This window comes from Pseudomonas sp. NBRC 111140 (genome assembly GCF_001320885.1).
GTDB classification, from domain to species: Bacteria; Pseudomonadota; Gammaproteobacteria; order Pseudomonadales; family Pseudomonadaceae; genus Aquipseudomonas; species Aquipseudomonas putida_P.
Genome location: NZ_BCBQ01000001.1, coordinates 146987 through 166602 on the forward strand (window position 1 = coordinate 146987; position 19616 = coordinate 166602).

The following is a 19616-nucleotide window of genomic DNA, read 5'->3' on the forward strand; positions in this document are numbered from 1 at the left end:
GGGGATGCGTTTTTCGATGTTCATTGCCAGCACTCTCGTAGCAAACAGAATCTCACTGACCGGACCGACGCCCCCACCGCAGCGGGGTTGGTGACGTGTCCGTCCACTCACTGATCGTCCATGAAGAACTCATGCAATAGGCCGGCGACCTGCCTCGGTGCCTCGATCAGGATCGAGTGGCGCAACCCCGGCAGGATTTCGAGCCTGGAGCCTGGGATGCATTCGTGCATGAACGTCGCCATGCGCGGGTTGGACCCCTGGTCCTGCTCGCCGGTGGCGATCAGGGTCGGTACCTGGATCTGGTCGATGAAACCGCCATAGTCGGTCTCGGCCAGCACCCGGTACGCGGCCGCATAGCACTGAGGGTCGTTCTCGGCGTCACGCTGGCGCAGGCAGGCGATCAGGTCCGGATTGCACGCCTGGAAATCTTCCGACAGCCAGCGCGACAACGAGGCATCATGGTGCGAGCCGCGCTCGCCCTCCTGCAACGCCGCCAGGCGCTCCAGCACCCGCGCGCGTTCCTCGCGAGTGCGCCCAGAGACCGTGGCCAGCAGCGCCAGGCGCCGCAGCCGGTGTGGGTGCTGCAAGGCCAGACGCTGGGCAATCAGGCCGCCCAGCGAGAAACCGGCCAGGTCGAAGGTGTCGAAGCCCACATGGGCGGCCAACGCCAAGGTGTCACCGACGAAGTCGTCGATCTCGTAGCGGCCGTACACCCGCGAGGAATGCCCGTGGCCGCGCAGGTCGAAGGTGAGGATGCGAAAGTCCTCGACCAGGTGGCTGGCAACCGCGTCCCAGGCCTCCAGGTACGAGCCCACACCGTGGATGCACACCAGCGGGCGCGTACCGCGCCCTTGCAGGCGGTAGTTCAGTTCGATGCCGCCGGTGGCCAGGCTGCCCTGGATCACGCCCGATGGGTCGGAGGTTTGCGTCAGCATATGCGCTCCCTGTCCGTCTCAACCGGCCTGACGCGCGGCGGCGCGACGGGCGAAATGCGGCATGACTTCGTCGATGAACAGGCGCAGCGTCTTCTCCTGCAACTCGTATGGCAGGTTGAAGGCCAACCCGAGGCAGAACTGGTCCACCCCTTGCGCCTCGTACACTTCCAGCTTGCGAATGATCTCGTCGGGGGTACCGAACATCAGGTTCTCGCGGATCGCCTCCGGGTTGTAGCTGTCGCGGTTGGCCACCCGTTCATAGGGTACCGCCTCGGGAAAGCCGTTGTTCACGGTGCCGATGTTCTGCATCAGGTTCTCGAAGGCGCGGCCGTAGTCGATGCTGTGGCGCACGGCCACTTCCCAGTCCTGCTCACGGTCGTAGACACAGGTGCGGCGCTGCATCATGAAACGCGGACGCGGCACCTCGGGATGGTCGGCCACCGCCTTGCGGAACTTCTCACCCAGCACGACGACTTCGCTGGCAGGTGCTGACAACGGCGTGGAGAGGATGTTGGCGCCTACGCTGACGGCCCAGTCAAAGCTTGCCGGGTCGCGGGTGGCGACCCAAATTGGCGGATGTGGCTGCTGCAGCGGCTTGGGTACCGAGGTTGCGACCGGGAACTTCCAGTAGTGGCCATCGTGGGCATAATCCCCCTGCCAGAGCTTCTTCACCGCAGGCAACAACTCTTTCATGTAGGCCACACCTTCCTGCTGCGGAATGCCCCCGGCCATGCGGTCGAACTCATACTGGTAGGCACCGCGGGCGATGCCGAACTCCAGACGCCCGCCTGTCAGGTGGTCACACAAGGCGGACTCGCCAGCCAGGCGGATCGGCGACCAATACGGCGCCACCAACGTCGAGGTACCGAGGCGAATGTTCTGCGTGTGCTGGGCCAGCCAGGTCAGGGTAATGAACGGGTTGGGCGAGATCGTGCACTCCAGCGTATGGTGCTCGGCGGTCCACAGGGTCTCGAAGCCACCCTCATCGGCCATGCGCACCAGCTTGAGGAAGTTGAGGATCTTGTCGCTCATCCGCTCCTCAGGGTTGAAGCGCTCCATGCTCAGGGAAACTGCGAATTTCATTGTTGTTGTCTCCAGTCGTGTGGGGTTGGGCGCGCGCATTCAGCGCAGGCGGATGACGAATGGGTCCTGCAGGGTTTCGGAATAGTCCACCAGCACGTTTTTCAGCCGCGAGAACTCGCGCATCACCTCGAAGCCGCCGCGAATGCCATAGCCGCTGTTCTTCATGCCGCCGTTCGACGACATGTAGGCCGTCGAGCGATAGGTGTTGATCCATACCGTGCCGGCGTCGACGTCACGGGCAAAGCGCATGGCGCGGCTGATGTCTCGGGTCCAGACACCTGCGGCAAGGCCGTATTCGGTGTCGTTGGCCAGTTCAATCAACTGCGCTTCGGTATCGAAGGGAATGACCCCGACTACCGGGCCGAAGATTTCATCGCGCATGAAGCGCATGTCGTTACGCGCCTCGACAATGACCGTCGGTTCGAAATACCAGCCACCGCCTTGCACGGCTTCAGTCGCGCGCCGACCGCCCACAGCCACGCGGGCCCCTTCTCGGATCGCCGAGTCGACGTAGTGCTCGACTTTTTCCAGCTGCGCGGACAGCGCCAGCGGGCCAATATCGGTGTCCTCCAGGGTCGGGTGGCCGACCTTAATCCGCCGTGTGCGCTCCACCAGCGCATCGATGAACGCAGGGTAGATCGAAGACTCGACGAAGCAGCGCGAGCCTGCCACGCAGGTTTGCCCAGCGGCAGCGAACACACCGGCGACCACGCCGTTGACCGCCTGCTCGATGTTGGCGTCGGCGAACACCACATGGGGCGATTTACCGCCCAGCTCCATTTGGCACGACACCAGGTTCTGTGCCGCATTGGCGGCAATTTTGCGGCCAGTGGCAGTGCTACCGGTAAACACCAGCTTGGCAACGCCGGGGTGGCGACTGAGCGCCTCGCCGGTCGTCGGGCCATCGCCCGTCACCACGTTGATTACGCCCGGCGGAATACCGGCCTGGATGGCCAGTTCCGCCAACGCCAAGGTCGATGCACTGGTGTGCTCGGACGGTTTGATGACGACGGTGTTGCCGATCGCCAGGCACGGCGCCAGGGTGCCGGTGAGCAACATCAACGGCGAGTTCCAAGGCGTGATCATGGCCACCACGCCAATCGGCTCGCGCACGTTGTAATTCAGCGCATCGAGCTTGTTGACCGGGATGGTGTCGCCCTGCAGCTTGTCGGCCATGCCGGCGAAGTAGTAGAACGAGTCAGGCAGGCCGCGCATCTGCGCCACCATTTCCTTGAGCAGCTTGCCGTTGTCGCGGCACTCGATGCGCGCCAGCTCGTCGGCATGATCCGCCACCAACTCACCCAACCGGCGTACCAGCTTGCCGCGCTCGGTCTGCGTCATGCGCCGCCAGGCAGCGCCCTTCAGCGCAACCTGTGCGCTGCGTACCGCTGCATCGACGTCCCGCGCATCGGCCTGGGAGAATTCGTACCAGGGATGCCCGGTGGTCGGATCGAAACTGGGCAGGAACTCGCCGCTCTGGGCGGCGGTGAACTGGCCGTCGATGAACAGTTGCTGCCGGGAGCCTTGCAGGTTTTGCAGTGTGGTTTGCATGTGTTACCAACTCCTGATTTTTTTCTGACTCAGTAGGCTTTGTCCCAGCTCTGCGCGCTGCCGACCATCGCGACACGCCCGCCCTCCTGGGAGTCCATGTAGATACCGAAGCTGCCGCGCTCGGTCTCACGCGCATAGCGCTGCAACATGGCGCGTATCTCGTGGGAGGTAATGGTTTCGTAGGGCAGCTGATCGAGGGCGAAGAAGTGCAGCGAAGGCGGCAGCGCACCCTCCCCCAGCGACTCGCCCAGTTTGGCGCGATAAATCAGGTAACCCGGGTCGTTATCAGCGGTGTCGAACACCGAATAGAGAAAGGTGTCATCAGGCAACAGGGCCAACTCGCCGCCTGCGGACAGTGGCAGGCGCCCGTCCTTGAGCCGACGCGAGGCAGTCGGCAGTACCCAGCCGCCCTTGCCATCCTCGGCCAGGAGCAAGCGCCCTTCGGATTCGATCAGGTAGCCGGTGATCATGTCGCTGGCCGATAGCCAACCTGGTGGGAGTGGGTCCTTGACCTGGGCATAGCGACCGCGACAGAAGCCTAACGGTGCCTCGGGGCTGGTACCGAACGCCTGGACCTGGCCAAGCAGGAGGATGTGGTCACCTGCGTCGATGCATTGGTGCACCGTGCAGTCGAACCAGGTCAGGCAATCGGTCAGCACCGGTGCCCCCGTGTGCACTGCGACATGGCTAACCTGGTCGAATTTGTCGAGGGCTTTGGAGGCGAAGACGTTGGAAAGTACAACCTGCCCTTCATGCAGCAGATTGACGGCAAAGCTGTCGGCCTGTCGGAACACCGGAAAGCTCGCTGCCCCCTTGCCGATGCACACCAGCAGCAGTGCCGGATCAAGAGAAACGGAGGTGAACGAATTGGCCGTCATGCCTCTGGGGTTGCCCTGCTCATCACGGGTTGTGACCACGGTTACCCCGGTGACGAACGTACCGAAGGCACGGCGCAGGGCCATGGGGTCTATCGTCTTGTATGCGTGTTCAACGGTCTGCATGTCACTCACCTCAAGAATGCCGTTGCATTGATTGAGGTGAACTATAGGGACGGTGACAGGCCAGGGTCCTCCTAGGTATGGAGGAATAATCGGTGATTTATTCTCGGTTTAAGAGCAAAACGGACTACCCCTGTTTCTCACCCCAGGTAGCCCTGCTCTTCATCTTTTTCCCAGCTCTGCGCCGGTAGTCAGTTGGTGCAACTGCAGCGCCAGTTCCAGGGCAAATCGCCGCTCCGGTGTATCGAAGTCCAGACCGAACAGCTCTTGAATCCGTGCCAGCCGGTAGCGCAGCGTAGTCACGTGCAAGCCCATCGCATCAGCGGCCAACTGGCTGCGACACCCCGCACGCAGGTACGCCGCCACTGTCTCGAGGTAGGGTGCGGCGTTACGCTTGTCGTAGTCGATCAGCTTGCCCAGCGTGCCGCTGACGAAATGCCGCACATCAGTAGCGTCGGCGGCACCAATGAGCACTGGCAACGCGCCCAGGTCCGGCATTTCGAGCATGCCGCTGCGCCCGTAATCACGCGCCACGCGAATCATCCGCCAGCAGCGCTCCCACTCGACGGCCAAAGGCTCGAGCCCCTCGAACGTCTCCCCAAGCACCACGATCGGCTCATGGCCCAGCACACGCCCGAGGGCATCGGCGATACGCCGGCCAAACCGCGCTTGCACCGCAACCTGGTCGGCGTCTACCGGCAGCAGACAAACCAGGCCACTCCCCAGGGTGACCATGTGCATGGCAACCTGTAACTGCTTGGCAAGGCCGGAAACCTGCCGGCTGCATTCGAGCATCAAGTTGCTTCGATGGCTGCCATGGCCGGCAAAATCCACCACCAACATGCGCAGCGGCGCGGCCAATGGCAAGCCGAGGCGTCGGGCACGCGCAAGCACATCCTCTGAATCGCGGAAGCGTCGCTCGACGATCTCGGAAAACAACTCCGTCAGGGTGCGGGTCTCGAAGCGGTAGCGGATCACGCTGCGCATCAATTGCACACTCAAGGCGAAGCAGGCGTTTTCCAAGAGCAGCTTGCGCAGGGTGTCGGGTGGCGCATCACCCACGACCAACAGCGCACCGACCTGTTCATCATCCACCGTCAGCGCTTCGATGTGCGCCGCCAGCCGATGCTCCCCCTCGAGCGGCAGCATCACCTGACCGTCACGCTGATGCTGCAAGGTGTCGTGAATGTAGCCCAGCAGCTCGCGCCCGCCGCTGCCAGCCAGCCAGCGTGTCCATTGCGTGTCGTCGTACAGCGCGGGTAAGGCCGAAGCCGATCCGACCACGTGGCCGGCGGAAAAGTCCGCCACCAGTACCGCGCCGCCGAGCAACTCTCCCAGGGTGACGGCCAACGCTTGCAACGAGTCGCCCGCCAGCACGTTGCGCAACAGCGAACGCTGCGAACCGAGAATGCGTTGTAACTGCTCATTGGCTTCCAGTTGCGCACGGCGCCGATGGGCACGGTCCACCGCGATCGCACCCAGGTCGACCACTGCGGCCATGAAGGTCAGGTCCTCCTCGGCAACCTCCCGGACCGAGCGCGAGATGACGGTGAGCACCATCGGACGTCCTTCAGCATCGCTGCTGGGCATCGGTAAGGCCAGTACGGTGCGGTAATTACGTGCCAAGGCGTCACGCCGATAGCCTGGAAAGCGTGTCGTGTGCTGGGCATCGCGGATGTAGACCGGCTCCCCACTCTGCAACGCGATCAGCGAGGGACTGGTCGCCAGCTCCCAGCGGTCCTGCATCTTCTGCGGCAACCGGCTGCTCTCATAGCGCGCCAAGACCACACCGTAACCGTGAGCGAGGTCAATGCACATTACAGACCCAAGGTCCCAGCCGCCTTGCTGGCAGGCTGAGCGGGTCAACTCACCGAGCAACGATTCCAGATCTTCGTCGGAACTGATCTGGCTCGCCACCCGCCGTAACGCCGTGATTTTTTCTTGTTGTTCAGGCATCGGGTACCCCTTGCACCGATGATAATTAATCGAATCAGAGGAAAAATAACAGAATCTTGCAATGGTTCGACGGAAGATTCACTGCGAATCAGTGACTAGCATGGCCTTCAATTCCACATGGCCCATTGTCCTGGAGGCTTTGATGCCCGCTGATATCCGCAAGATCGTTACGTTTATCGAAACTACCCATCAGGAAGGCGGCAAGGATGCACCCAGGCCGATTACCTCGGTGGTTGTCGCGGCCGTGTTGCGCAACCCTTGGGCCGGCCAAGGGTTCGTCGATGACCTCGGCCCCGAGATCGTTCGCCTGGCACCTGAGTTGGGCCAAATGATGTCTGCGGCGCTGGTGGCCCACCTGCCCAAAGAGCGCATACAGGCCTATGGGAAAGCCGCCGTGGTGGGCACCGGCGGCGAGATCGAGCATGCCGCCGCACTGATCCACACCTTGCGCTTTGGCGACGTGTACCGCGAGGCGGTGGATGGCACGGCGTTTCTCAGCTTCATCAACACTCGGGTTGGCGCGGGCGCATTGTTGAGCGTACCGATGATCCACAAGTCCGAGACGGGCAAACGCTCGCACTTCATAACCTCCACCTTCCAGATCGCCGACGCACCTGGCCCCGACGAGATCGTCATCGCCATTGGTGCCAGTGATGGCGGGCGTGTCCACCCACGCATCGGGGATCGCTTCAAGGACCTGGAGGACATTGCCGCAGAACGCAAGCTTGCCGCACATTCGGGAGGGAAATAACAATGAAAAACCGCGCAACGGCAGCGTTACACCAGTTGAGTCGTCCAGACCTCCTGGAGCTGCGTGCCTACATCGCTGGGCAATGGATTCATGGCGAAGGGCGCTTGGCCGTCACCGACCCAGCTACCGATGAGGTTATCGCCCACGTCGCCCATTGCGACGAGCACTGGATCGACCGGTCCGTGGAGGCGGCCAGCGAAGCCTTCGTCAGCTGGCGTGCACTGCTGCCCGCTCAGCGCGGCAATCTGCTGCGCAAATGGGCAGCGCTGACCCGTGAGCATTGCCAGGACCTTGCGACCATCATGTCGGCCGAGCAAGGCAAGCCCTACGCCGAGGCCCTCAGTGAGATCGACTACGGCGCCAACTTCCTGGAGTGGTTCGCAGCAGAAGCCGAGCGCAGCTACGCAGAGTCGATCCCAAGCCATCTGCCGGGTAGCCAGCTCACCACTCGGCTGCAACCCATTGGTGTCACGGCTGCCGTAACGCCATGGAATTTCCCGAACGCCATGATCACCCGCAAAGCCGGCGCAGCCCTTGCCGCCGGTTGCCCGATGATCATCAAGCCGGCACCGGAAACGCCACTGTCAGCCCTTGCCTTGGCGAGGCTGGCCGAGGAAGCCGGCTTCCCGGCCGGGGTATTCCAAGTGGTCACCGGCGACGCGGCGAAACTGTCCAGGCAGTTGCTTCAGCGTACCGAGGTGAGAGCCTTCAGCTTCACGGGCTCCACCGAAGTCGGCCGGATTCTGCTGCGTCAGTCCGCCGACACGGTAAAAAAGGTTTCGCTTGAGTTGGGCGGGCACGCGCCTTTCATCGTCTTCGAAGACGCCGACGTGTATGAAGCGGCCAGCGCCTGTATCGGCGCCAAGTTCGCCACTTCTGGCCAGGACTGCCTGGCCGCCAACCGCATCTACGTGCAGCGCAGTCACTATGACGCCTTCGTGACCGAGTTCACTCGGTTGGCACAGTCACTGCGTGTCGGTCACGGCCTGGCAGAGGGTGTGGATATTGGCCCTATGACACGTGTCAGCGTTGCCAACAAATGCCGTGACCATATCGGCAATGCGATTTCGCTGGGCGCACGACTGATGTGCGGCGGCCTGGATCACAACCTGGGCAGCAGTTTCGTCCTGCCGACCGTGCTGGCGGATGTCACCGATGAGATGGACATCACGTTCGAAGAAACCTTCGGCCCGGTCGCGGCAATCCTGCCGTTCGACAGCGAGCATGAAGTGGTTCGGCGCGCCAATAAAACCGAGTACGGCCTGGCGGCTTATGTTTACACCAATGACCTGAAGCGCGCGGCGCGCGTATCCGAGCAGCTGGAGTACGGCATGGTCGCGCTCAACACGCCGAAATTTACCGGCGCACCGATCCCTTTCGGTGGCTGGAAACAGTCCGGCCTGGGCCGGGAAGGCTCAAAACATGGCCTGGCCGAGTACATGGAACTCAAATACGTCTGCGTCGGCGGCCTTTGACCAATAACAGGAGAACTACCATGGACAAGCAAAAGATCGACCTCATTTCGGCCCAGGATCGTGGCGCGGTACTGCATCCGTTCACCCACCTGAAGGACTTCGCATCCGGCAAACTGGGAGACCCGACAATCGTCGAGACCGGCAAAGGCATCACCATCACCGACGCGACCGGCCGTGAGTACATCGACGGCTTCGCCGGTTTGTATTGCATGAACGTCGGCTATGGCCGCAGCGAGGTAGCCGAGGCCATCTCGCGCCAGGCGCACAAGCTCGCGTATTACCACACCTATGCTGCGCATACCACCGACGAGTTGGCGCGGCTGTCCGATCGCCTGGTAAACATGGCGCCGGGCAAGATGAGCAAGGTGTTCTACGGCCTGTCGGGCTCCGACGCCAACGAAACCCAGGCCAAGCTGGTCTGGTACTACAACAACCTGCGTGGTCTGCCGAAGAAGAAAAAGATCATTTCCCGCGAGCGCGGTTACCACGGCTGTTCGGTCGTTTCGGGGTCCATGACTGGCATGTCGTTCTACCACGACTACATGGACCTGCCGGTCTCCGGCATCTTGCGAACCGGGGCTGCGCACCACTACTGGGGTGCCGAACCAGGTGAGACCGAACAGCAATTCTCCCAGCGTCGAGCCAACGAGTTGGAGGAACTGATCCTGCGCGAAGGCCCCGACACCATCGGTGCATTCATTGCCGAGCCGGTGCTGGGTACCGGCGGCATCACCCCACCACCCGCCGGATACTGGGCAGCCATTCAGCCAGTCCTGAAAAAGTACGACATCCTGCTGATTGCCGATGAAGTCATCACCGGCTTCGGCCGTACCGGCGCCATGTTCGGCTGCGACAAGTACGGTATCGAGCCTGACCTGATCACCGTAGCCAAGGGCCTGACCTCAGCCTATGCGCCGCTCTCCGCCTCGATCGTAGGTGAGAAGGTATACAAGGTCATGGAGGAAGGTGCGGACAAAGTGGGGGCGTTCTCCCACGGCTACACCTATTCCGGTCACCCCATCGGGGTCGCAGCGGCCAATGCGGTGCTGGACATCGTCGAGCAGGAGGACATTCCGGGCAACGCGGCAAGGGTCGGTGAGTACTTCCAGAAGTCCATGCAGGAAGCCTTCGGCGCGCTGCCGATCGTGGGTGAGGTGCGTGGCGTGGGCTTGATGGCGGCCATCGAGTTCGTCGCCGACCCGCTCACCAAGACACGCCTGGACCCGTCGCTGAAAGTTGGTGCACGTATTTCCAAGGCGGCCCGTGATCGCGGCCTGATCGCCCGTGCCATGCCGCATGGCGAAATACTTGGCTTCGCACCACCACTGGTCACCACTCGAGAAGAAGTCGACCGGATAATCGACATTGCTCACGGTGCCGTCTTGAGTGTCATGGGCGAGCTCAAGGTTTGAGCTTGATGGGATCTGCATATTCTGACCTGATATGAGAACTGGCTGGCCCACGGATCTGATCGATTGGGCGACGAAGCAAGCACCGAATTTTTTCGTCGCCCTCAGCCGCGCAAACGCTTCGCCGAACCACACGCCTCGAATGCAAGCGCAAGCCAGACAAAGCCATCATTCTTCATCTTGTCAGCAGCCTGGCTAAACCTTTCAAGTTAAGGTTCCCCGCCAAATCCGAGCGCTACTTCGTGTGTTCCCGCAGCCACTGCTCTCGGTGCCGCAGCTTACGCTGCATCTGTTGCTCGGGTAGATCGTATGCCCTGAGGTGGGCAACCCGAGTTTCAATCCGGTTATCCAGTTCAATGCGAAGCGCGGGCACACCATAGCCGTTTTCGGCATCTCGGATGAAACATACCCGTGCCTCTTCAATTGAAACCACTGTGGTGCGTAACCTGGCAAACTCATAGGCCACGTGGTCCTGTTCACTTTTCAGGGCCCTTAAGGTCTTACCGGACGCACTCAAGCCGAAAAACTCAGCCCGATCCTGTTTGGTATCAACGATACGTTGCTTGGTCTGCCCAAATGCCTCACCCATTTGCTCTAGCGCCTTATTCAAGGCGTAGATATCACTGTTGACCGTGTCGATCTCCTCTTTCACCCGCTTGATCTTCTTGATTACGATATCCCGGTCGTTCTTGGCGCGCTGCAATGAATTTTGGCTAATCCCGAAGATTGAGTACTTGGGAATCTCTCGATCCTTTTTCCCCAGTAAAACCCGACTCCGGTTGGCTTGCGCGTACCAGCTATCAATATCGTCCTTAAGCGCTCGGCTCTTTCTATACAGCTCTTTTTTCTCCTCGTGTAACGCCTCGAGGCTGTCGTATTCGGATGATTTCTCATTCTTTGTCACTCGCATTTCACCGCGCAGCCGATCTTTTTCTGCGTACAGGGCCTCAAGCTCAGCGCGGTAATCGCGCTGAAAGAGGCTTACCAGACGCTTAGCTTCAGTGACTTTGGAGTGCAGCGCTGTGACCGCCCCGTTCAGCCGATCACGATCAGCATTGAACTTCGCAGCGGCCTCATCCTGGACGCGCTTAAGGCGCTCGGCTAGATCTGCCTCCATCGCTTGTGTCGGGAATTGGTCGTAGGCCTGCGTGACATAGCGGTAGCGCTCTGATTCCTCGAAACGCGACCAGTCAAGGTGAATGCGGAAATCGCGACTCATGGAGGCAAGCCATTTGAGCATTGAGGGGAACCCACCTTCACTGAGACGAACGGAGACCAAGAAAAAGGGAGAGGATTGCCGCCCACTGCCCGGTGGAGAGAGCGTTAGATGTACCAATCCACAAAGCGTTTGAAGTGCTCGATGTCGCTGAAAGTCCAGTACAGAACTTCCTGTCCAAGCATAAGGCGTGGCGCGTTTTTACGATTCAGGTTCGAGTTGCGTGTTTCCGAGGCTGTATACCTACGCCTTGGCGTGCAGGGCGCTGCTTCCAGGGATGAGAGCTCGGTCCAGCAATAGATTTCATTTCGAACCCGCTCCAACGCCAGCTGGCGCCCGGTACGGGTGGTAAACCCTGCAATTTTTTCGGTGGGTGGGCTCGTTCGTTTCAGCGTTTCAACGCAATAGGCTTCAGCTTGTCTCGTCAGCGCCATGATCAGACCACAACTGTTGGATTGAAGCTTCGGCGACCCGATAACCACCGGAGAGCCTCGGGAGCCTCGACCACTGTTCGGGTGCCTTGCTTTGAGGTAACGAGGCGATCTTGAGCGGTCGGTAGCGTCGCATTCCTTACGGACTTCTCGCTCATTTGAGCCATTATTGCTATCTCCAGCAAGGTCAAGTACCCAGTGTAGAGCCCCTCTAGCACTGCGGGAATGCCATCGATATCAGCTCTATCGGAATCGAGGCCCGCGCGAATCCCTCCCATCACCAGTGTTTTCTCTAACATCTTGGGCGGTGCGGCGCCGTAGTGTTCAACATAGCTTCGACCGGTGGTGACAAAAGCACTCAGATCCAGCCAATCCGCGTCATTGTCATGGCCTTGTGACGGCCATTTACCTTCCACCGCATATTCGTAGCAGACCCGGGCGAGGTACTTAGGACGATGTGAGCCGCCAAGCGTAAGCCGCACCGCCGATTTACTCACACCGTAGAGTGTTGCGAGCGCATTGATTTGAATTTCGAAAATCCCATCGACCTCCTTCAACAGAGCGTGCAGAGAGACGGGTTCTGAAGGTTGGACAAATTCAAGATGCTGGTTCGTTTTCATGGCGCTCATCTCGGCTTCGATGAGCTAGATCGTAGGCAGGCTTGAGTAAGGCGTCAAGCATATTTCCATGCACAAATGGAATATATGTATCCGCCCTACTCCCAAACCACTTTTTGCGTGAAGGCTGCTGCTGCGTGCTTCGCCTGGCTGGAAACCTGGTCTATCTGCGCGTTGTAGAGCTCACGCTGGACGTCCAATCGCTCGAAGAGCTCGATAGCACCTGCTTGGTACTTTTCACCTGCAAGCGCTGACGCCTTCGCCAGTTCAGCGGCTGCACTGTTCAAGCGGGCCTCCTCATCCGTGGTACGCGTAAAACGCACCAATGCGTTCTCAACGTCTTCAAGCGCAACCAATACCGCCTGCTGATAATTCGCCAGTCGAGCCGCTGCTTCTGCATCAGCAGCCTCGATCCGACTCTTTACCCGACCTACGTCAAGGAATGACCAGTCAACCCCTAGCGCCGCCATGTTCGATTCTGCGGAGGCTGAGTAGAGCACACTACCGTTAAACGCATAGGCTCCTATAGCCGCCCCCAGTGTGACCCGAGGGAACAGGTCCGCAGTAGCTATCCCTATCTGCGCAGTCGCTGCGTGCAAGCGGTGTTCAGCCGATGCAACGTCGGGGCGCCTGCGGATAACGTTCGCTGGCGTGTCCGCTTCGATCCTCTGCGGCGCTGCAGGCATAGCGCTAACAGCCAGCAGCTGGGAATCCAGCGATGCAGGAGACAAGCCGGTCAAGACTGCAAGCCGATGCTTGTCGACGGCAACCCTCACTTCAAACTGTGGAATGTGGGCAAGCGTCACGCGACGGGGCGGCCTGGCCGGCGCGTTGATGGGTAAAGGACTGCGGCAGTGATGGCACACCTGGCCGGGTAAAGTCCGGCCCCACCGAGCATCCAGCCAGCAACATGAACAACATTGGTACTGAACAGTTTCTGAAGTTAGCCATGGGTCAGGCTCTCCACCTCATGCGCCGGCACGCTTGAAGGATGGTCGGGGATGGTTGCGCCTAGCTTCCTCATCACCACATAGAACACCGGGGTCAGGAACAGCCCGAAAACGGTCACGCCGAGCATTCCGCCGAAGACGGTGACACCTGTTGCGTGACGGACCTCACTGCCCGCTCCGGTGCCAACCAAAAGCGGCACCGCGCCCGCGATGAATGCCACCGATGTCATCACGATGGGGCGTAGACGAAGCCGGCAGGCTTCCAGCGCCGCTTCGACAGTCCCCCGCCCTTGCATCTCCAGCTCCCGCGCAAACTCGACAATCAAGATTGCGTTCTTGCACGCCAGCCCCATCAGTACCACCAGGCCAACCTGGACGAAGACGTTGTTGTCACCACCCGCGATCCATATCCCCATCAGTGCGGCAAACATGCAAACCGGCACAATCAGAATGACCGCCAGTGGCAGCGTCCAGCTCTCGTAAAGCGCGGCCAGTACCAAGAAGGCCAGCATGACGGCGATCGGGAATACGATCACGGCTGTGTTGCTCTGGGTGACCTGCTGATAGCTGAGATCTGTCCACTCCAGCGCTATGCCTCGTGGCAGTGTGCGGGCGGCGATTTCCTCCAACTTCTTGAGCACCTCGCCAGAAGACATGACCTTTGGGTCCGCGTCGCCGATCAAGTCCGCAGCGGGGTACCCGTTGAAGCGCATCACGGGGTCAGGTCCAAAGGTCGAGGCGATGTTGACCACGGCACTCAATGGCACCATGTTCCCTTGAGCGTTACGTACGCGAAGGTTGCCTACGTCTTCTGCGGCTTGCCTGAAGCTTGAGTCCGCTTGAGCAATGACGCGGTAAACCCGACCGAACAGGTTGAAATCGTTTACGTAAACAGACCCCAAGTACGTTTGCAGCGTGTCGAATATCGCCGGCAGTTCAACCCCCTGAGCCTGCGCCTTCACGCGATCGACCTTGACCTCCAGTTGCGGGATGTTGGATTGGTACGAGCTGACGGGGAACGTCATGCCTGGCGTGCTGGCGACCTCGGCCTGGAATTTATCCAGAGCCTGCTGCAATGCCGCGTATCCCAAACCACCTCGGTCGGTTAAAAACAGCGAATAGCCGGAGCCGTTACCAAGGCCTTGGATGGGGGGGGGCAGCAAGGCATAGGCTGCGCCGTCCTTGATGGCAGCGAATTTTCTGTTCAGCTCGGCGTTGATATCCGCAGCACTGCGGGTGCGTTCACCGAAAGGCTTGAGGATGACATAGGCCGTCACCAGGTTCGGGGTAGCGGTGTTTTGCAGCGCGTTGGAGCCGACATACGAGTTGGTAAAGTCCACACCTTCCACTGTCGAAGCGATCGCAGACATCTCTCGGGCTACCGCGTCAGAACGGGAAAGCGATGCACCTGGGGGAAGCGTCGCGCCGGCGAAGAGATAGAGCTTGTCCTGGTTGGGAATGAACCCGGTCGGGATGGTGTTGAACAACAGCCCGGTCACACCCAAGAGCGCGGCGTACACCAGAAAAACCGATCCCTTGCGTGGCAGTAGCCTGGCGATGCTCCCTTCATAACGTTTTGAGCTGCGGTTGAAGAACCGGTTGAAGGGGCGCAGCAGCCAACCAAGCGCAAAATCCATCCATCGCGTCAGCCTGTCCTTCGGGCTATCGTGGTGACGCAGCAGCTTGGCTGCCAACGCTGGCGAGAGCGTTAGGGAGTTAACCGTCGAAATCACCGTCGAGATCGCGATGGTGACGGCAAATTGCTTGTAGAACTGCCCTGTCACACCACTCATGAAAGCCATCGGGATGAACACGGCGCACAGCACCAGACCAATCGCCAGGATCGGGCCTGATACCTCCCGCATCGCCTGATGAGCGGCTTGCAGGGGTGTCTGACCTAGCTCGATGTTTCGTTCGACGTTTTCCACGACCACGATCGCGTCGTCGACAACGATGCCGATCGCCAACACCATGCCGAACAAAGTGAGCGTGTTGATGGAGTAGCCGAGCAAATAGAGGAACGCGAACGTTCCCACGATAGAAACTGGCACTGCGATCAGCGCAATGATTGATGCCCGCCAGGTCTGCAGGAAAATCACGACCACCAGAACGATCAGCGCCATCGCCTCGAACAGCGTGTGCTGCACGGCGCTGATCGACTCGCGCACGAAGACTGTGGGGTCCCATACACTGACGTACTTGACCCCTTCCGGGAAGTCTTTGGACAAAGCGTCGAGTTTCGAATACACCTTGTTGGCGACGTCGATTGCGTTGGCCCCGGGGGTTAGGAAGATCCCGACTGCAACCTCCTGACTTTTGCCTCGGAATACACGCATCGTGTAATCCCCCGAGTCCAACTGCACCCGGGCAACGTCGGCGAGCCGGGTGATCTGGCCATCACGCCCGGTTTTCAGGACGATGTCAGAGAACTCCTGCTCGGTCTTGAGCCGACCTTGCACGTTAATGGAGATCAGAAAATCGGTGTTCTGGGGCGAGGGTTCAGCGCCGAGCTGCCCGGCGGATACTTGAACGTTCTGCTGGCGGATGGCATTGATGGCGTCCTGTGCTGTGATACCACGCGCGGCGAGCTTGTCTGGGTCAAGCCAGATCCGCATCGCATAGTCGCCGGAGCCGTAAAGCACCACGTCGCCGATCCCCGGAATACGCGCGAGCTCATCCTTCACGTGCAGGCGAAGGTAGTTGCGCAGGTAGAGGGCATCGAACTTCTCGCTGGTGGAGAACATGTCCACATACATCAGCGGTGTCGGGGATTGTTTCTGCGTGGTGATGCCATACTGGCGCACCGTTTCAGGCAGGCGAGAAAGCGCCTGGCTTACCCTGTTCTGTACGCGAACCGCCGCCGTGTCTGGGTCTACCTTGTCGTTGAAGGTGACTACGACCTGCAACGTGCCATCGGAGCTGGCCACCGACTTCAGATAGACCATGTCTTCAACCCCGTTGATGGCCTCCTCAAGGGGAACAGCAACTGACTCGGCAATCTCTTTAGGGTTCGCGCCCGGATAGGTGGCCTTCACCACCACGGTAGGCGGAACAACTTCTGGGTACTCACCAACGGGCAGCAGCGGGATTGCGATCAACCCTGCTGCAAAAATGACAATCGACAGAACAATCGCAAAGATTGGCCGATCGATAAAAAACTTAGAGAAATCCATGAGACAGGCCTTCGCAGGTTATTTCAAGCTTTTATGCGTACTGGACACGTTCATTTCAGTACTTGCTGGAACGAGAAGATTGGGTGAGACCGCCATGCCGGAGCCATAGATTTGCTGAAGACCGGAAACTATTACGCGTTCGTTATTGTCGAGGCCTGCGGCGACCACACGCTGCTGCCCAACCAACTTGCCGGGCTCGATATACCTTTTTTCAGCCTTGCCATCGCCGCTCAGTACGTAGACATACTTTTTATCTTGATCACTCAAGATGGCGCGTTCAGGCACCAGTGTTTGCACCTGCGATTCACCCACTGACAGTTCTACTTTGGCGAAGAGCCCTGGCACCAGGAACCTGTCTGGGTTCTTCACCGTCGCCCTTGCGCGAATGGTGCCTGTTGCAGCGTCCACCTGGTTGTCAACGAACGAGAGTTCCCCTTCATAGGGAGAGTGTTCATCGTTTGCCAGTCCGACGCGCACCTGTGTACGTTGAGAGGCCTTCAAGCGTTCTTGATAGTTCAGGAAGCTTTGTTCATCCGGGTCGAAGTAAACATAGACCGGGTCCTGCGACACCACCGAGGTGAGTACAGACTGGTCCGCGACGGCCAGGTTGCCGACCGTGAGTTGTGCCCGACTTGTCCGGCCATCGATGGGCGATCGAACCTCGGTGAACGCCAGATTGAGGGCAGCTGTCGTCACCTCGGACTCAGCAGCATGTACCTCAGCAACGCCCTGTTCGTAGGCTGCTCGCTTCTGCTCAGCCTCCTCCATCGATATCGCATGGCTCTTGATAAGCTGCTGCGCTCGCTGATTTTGTTGCTTGGCGAAAGCAAGTGAAGCCCGTGCCTGCTCCAGCCGGGCTTGCGCACTCGCCAAGGTAGCGCGATAGGGGCGCTGGTCAACGACAAACAAGAGGTCGCCTTTGTTGACCTCGCTGCCTTCCTTGTAAGCGACCTTGGTGATGTAACCACCGACTCTTGGCAGCACCGATACCGTTTCCATAGCCCCGATGCGGCCATTGAAGCTGTCCCAGGGTTTCACGGGTTGAACGGTTACACTAACAACATCGACAGCGGGAGGATTGGCTGTCACTTGCGGGGCGGTTTCTTTGTTACATCCAGCGATCAGCAAAATTGTAGCAACGAAGCCAGTTGCAATGAGGGCGGGAGCGCGCACGGATTGATCCTTTTCACTAAATGGCAAATCGATACGCCGTGGTTTATTCAGCAATCATTCCTGCGCTAACAGAATCGCCACCCTCCTGCAGCGTATCTTTACTCGCCTGATGATCCTGTTGTTCGCGCTCCGCTCGCGCCTTTGCTTGTTGAGCAAACATCGCCTTGTTTCGTTCCTGGAAACGCTTCACCGCGTCTGCGCCGTCGGCGGCATGTGCAAAAAAAGGCAGTACTATCATGAGTGCAGCACAGGTTTTGATGATGTTTTTCATATTGACTCCGTCAAAGAGCGCGCACAGACACGCGCAAAACGTTAAAGATTTGATTCGAGTGGGGGTGTTTGAAAGTTCAGGCTGGGAGGAAAGTCGCCGTGTAGTGTCAAACACCCGAATTCGGATGTGGGATTACTTTGGCTGCATGGCGAAACCGACGCCGAAGCGGTTCCAGGCGTTGATGGCGGCAATCACAAAGGTGAGCTCGGACAGCGCTTGCTCAGTGAATTGAGCGGCAACCTCTTGGTAAATCTCATCCGGTGCATGCCTCTCTGCCACCAGGGTGAGGGTTTCAGTCCACAGCAACGCAGCACGTTCCTGGGCATCGAAGAACGGTGTTTCTTTCCAGGCACTGACAGCCATCAGACGGCGTGGGGTTTCACCTGCTTTCAGCGCATCGGCGGTGTGCATGTCGATGCAATAGGCACAACCGTTGATCTGCGATGCACGAATCCGCACCAGCTCTCGCAGCGATGCCGGCAAAATGGATTGAGAAGCGGCCTTTTCCAGCCCCATCATGGCTTTCATGGCTTGTGGGGCTGCTTCGTAATAATTGATACGTTTGGTGCTCATCACGATTCTCCAGTTGGTTCGCCACCGCTCGGTGGGATGAGCAAACTGTAGTGAAACCGTGTTTTCGGATAAACTGGGTGCAATCGTTTTGTTTGTACGGAAATTCGCACAATGGCATTGGACCGTTTGGAGGCGATGCGGGCGTTTTGCCGCATCGTCGAAGTGGGCAGTTTCAGCGGTGCTGCAGACTCCCTGTCGCTGGCAAAAACAACGGTCTCAGGCCAAATCCAGGCACTGGAAAATCTGCTGGGTATCAGGCTGCTGCATCGTACAACGCGTAAAGTTTCACCCACACCCGAAGGGGCCGCCTACTACATCAGAGCGCGTGCCGTGATTGACGATGTGGACGAGCTGGAGGCTTCGACTTCGCAAAGCCGAAATGTCGTGCGTGGGCGTGTTCGCATTGAAATGCCCTCCCCTGTCGGTATCTTGTTCGTGGTCCCCGCCCTTTCCGAGTTTGCCTCGACATTCCCCGAAATCCATCTCGACATCGGCTGCAGCGAGCGTGTCGTTGATCTTGTTCAGGAAGGTGTGGATTGTGCGATTCGTGGTGGAACCATTACCGATCAGGATCTGGTGTGTCGGCCTATTGGCCAAATGCGCTTTTGCTTCTGCGCATCCCCCAGGTACCTGGACAGTGCCGGCATCCCCGACACCCCTTGGGACCTGCCAAACCACAAACATTTAGGGTTCAAGTTTCCGGCAACGGATAGGCGTTTCGTGCCAACCCTCACACGCGGGTCAGACAGTTTCACCTTGGATCATCAGCCGTCCATGTACTTCAACAACGGCAGTGCAACTGCCGCCGCCGCGGTCTCCGGGCTAGGTGTTGCCTTCCTTCCAACGGCCGAGGCCGTGCCGCATTTCAAAACGGGTGCGCTGGTGAGGGTCTTGCCTGATTGGCAGATGGCTAGCATGCCCCTTTCCATCGTCTACCCCTACACCCGCCACTTGTCAGCAAGGGTACGCGCCTTTACCGATTGGGTGACCCTGCTGATGGCCAGCGATCCGCTATGGTCGTTGTCGGACTGATTGCTGGCTCAGACGAGCCACT

Annotated in this window: 17 protein-coding genes; 4 read left to right on the top strand and 13 right to left on the bottom strand. The window is 59.4% G+C overall.

Annotation, left to right across the window (positions count from 1 at the left end):
* Positions 1 to 107: 107 nt before the first annotated feature.
* The 5 genes from APH42_RS00645 to APH42_RS00665 all read right to left on the bottom strand — a co-directional run bounded on the left by APH42_RS00645 (position 108) and on the right by APH42_RS00665 (position 6523).
* Positions 108 to 935, bottom strand: coding sequence for an alpha/beta fold hydrolase (locus tag APH42_RS00645; protein ID WP_060492449.1), 828 nt, complete (start codon positions 933 to 935; stop codon positions 108 to 110).
* Between the two features lie 18 nt (positions 936 to 953).
* Positions 954 to 2018 carry an LLM class flavin-dependent oxidoreductase gene (locus APH42_RS00650; protein ID WP_060492450.1) on the bottom strand — a complete coding sequence of 355 codons (1065 nt, stop codon included), beginning with the start codon at positions 2016 to 2018 and terminating at the stop codon, positions 954 to 956.
* A gap of 39 nt (positions 2019 to 2057) precedes the next feature.
* The gene (locus APH42_RS00655; RefSeq protein ID WP_060492451.1) at positions 2058 to 3569 is read right to left on the bottom strand and encodes an aldehyde dehydrogenase; all 1512 of its coding nucleotides are present in this window, start codon (positions 3567 to 3569) and stop codon (positions 2058 to 2060) included.
* A gap of 29 nt (positions 3570 to 3598) precedes the next feature.
* On the bottom strand, positions 3599 to 4570 hold the full coding sequence (locus APH42_RS00660; RefSeq protein ID WP_060492452.1) for a flavin reductase family protein: 972 nt from the start codon (positions 4568 to 4570) through the stop codon (positions 3599 to 3601).
* A gap of 159 nt (positions 4571 to 4729) precedes the next feature.
* Complete coding sequence (locus tag APH42_RS00665) at positions 4730 to 6523, bottom strand: helix-turn-helix domain-containing protein (RefSeq protein ID WP_060492453.1); 1794 nt, start codon at positions 6521 to 6523, stop codon at positions 4730 to 4732.
* 142 nt (positions 6524 to 6665) lie between these two features.
* Between APH42_RS00665 and APH42_RS00670 the strand changes: the two genes are divergently transcribed.
* Genes APH42_RS00670 through APH42_RS00680 form a run of 3 tightly spaced genes read left to right on the top strand, consistent with a single transcriptional unit; the run spans position 6666 to position 10161 of the window.
* Positions 6666 to 7274 carry an amino acid synthesis family protein gene (locus APH42_RS00670; protein WP_060492454.1) on the top strand — a complete coding sequence of 203 codons (609 nt, stop codon included), beginning with the start codon at positions 6666 to 6668 and terminating at the stop codon, positions 7272 to 7274.
* A gap of 2 nt (positions 7275 to 7276) precedes the next feature.
* Complete coding sequence (locus APH42_RS00675; protein ID WP_060492455.1) at positions 7277 to 8749, top strand: NAD-dependent succinate-semialdehyde dehydrogenase; 1473 nt, start codon at positions 7277 to 7279, stop codon at positions 8747 to 8749.
* 20 nt (positions 8750 to 8769) lie between these two features.
* Positions 8770 to 10161 carry an aspartate aminotransferase family protein gene (locus APH42_RS00680; RefSeq protein WP_060492456.1) on the top strand — a complete coding sequence of 464 codons (1392 nt, stop codon included), beginning with the start codon at positions 8770 to 8772 and terminating at the stop codon, positions 10159 to 10161.
* 232 nt (positions 10162 to 10393) lie between these two features.
* Here APH42_RS00680 and APH42_RS00685 read toward each other — a convergent pair whose 3' ends face one another.
* The 8 genes from APH42_RS00685 to APH42_RS00715 all read right to left on the bottom strand — a co-directional run bounded on the left by APH42_RS00685 (position 10394) and on the right by APH42_RS00715 (position 18562).
* The gene (locus APH42_RS00685) at positions 10394 to 11398 is read right to left on the bottom strand and encodes a hypothetical protein (RefSeq protein ID WP_060492457.1); all 1005 of its coding nucleotides are present in this window, start codon (positions 11396 to 11398) and stop codon (positions 10394 to 10396) included.
* Between the two features lie 83 nt (positions 11399 to 11481).
* Positions 11482 to 11808 carry a hypothetical protein gene (locus APH42_RS29790; RefSeq protein WP_156352701.1) on the bottom strand — a complete coding sequence of 109 codons (327 nt, stop codon included), beginning with the start codon at positions 11806 to 11808 and terminating at the stop codon, positions 11482 to 11484.
* A gap of 2 nt (positions 11809 to 11810) precedes the next feature.
* The gene (locus tag APH42_RS00690) at positions 11811 to 12434 is read right to left on the bottom strand and encodes a hypothetical protein (protein ID WP_060492458.1); all 624 of its coding nucleotides are present in this window, start codon (positions 12432 to 12434) and stop codon (positions 11811 to 11813) included.
* Positions 12435 to 12520: 86 nt separating this feature from the next.
* On the bottom strand, positions 12521 to 13228 hold the full coding sequence (locus APH42_RS00695; protein WP_256217729.1) for a TolC family protein: 708 nt from the start codon (positions 13226 to 13228) through the stop codon (positions 12521 to 12523).
* 137 nt (positions 13229 to 13365) lie between these two features.
* On the bottom strand, positions 13366 to 16545 hold the full coding sequence (locus tag APH42_RS00700) for an efflux RND transporter permease subunit (RefSeq protein WP_060492459.1): 3180 nt from the start codon (positions 16543 to 16545) through the stop codon (positions 13366 to 13368).
* An 18-nt stretch (positions 16546 to 16563) separates the two neighbouring features.
* Positions 16564 to 17772, bottom strand: coding sequence for an efflux RND transporter periplasmic adaptor subunit (locus APH42_RS00705; protein ID WP_256217730.1), 1209 nt, complete (start codon positions 17770 to 17772; stop codon positions 16564 to 16566).
* Positions 17762 to 17989: a hypothetical protein gene (locus APH42_RS00710; protein ID WP_060492461.1), complete on the bottom strand. Its 228-nt coding sequence runs from the start codon at positions 17987 to 17989 to the stop codon at positions 17762 to 17764. The genes APH42_RS00705 and APH42_RS00710 overlap by 11 nt, the downstream gene beginning before the upstream one ends.
* Before the next feature lie 132 nt (positions 17990 to 18121).
* A complete protein-coding gene (locus APH42_RS00715; RefSeq protein ID WP_060492462.1) occupies positions 18122 to 18562 on the bottom strand; it encodes a carboxymuconolactone decarboxylase family protein in 441 nt (146 codons plus the stop codon).
* A 111-nt stretch (positions 18563 to 18673) separates the two neighbouring features.
* On the opposite strand from APH42_RS00715, the gene APH42_RS00720 reads away from it, so the two are divergent.
* Positions 18674 to 19594 (top strand): LysR family transcriptional regulator, encoded by a 921-nt coding sequence (locus tag APH42_RS00720; RefSeq protein WP_060492463.1) that lies wholly within the window; start codon positions 18674 to 18676, stop codon positions 19592 to 19594.
* The last annotated feature ends 22 nt before the right edge of the window (positions 19595 to 19616 follow it).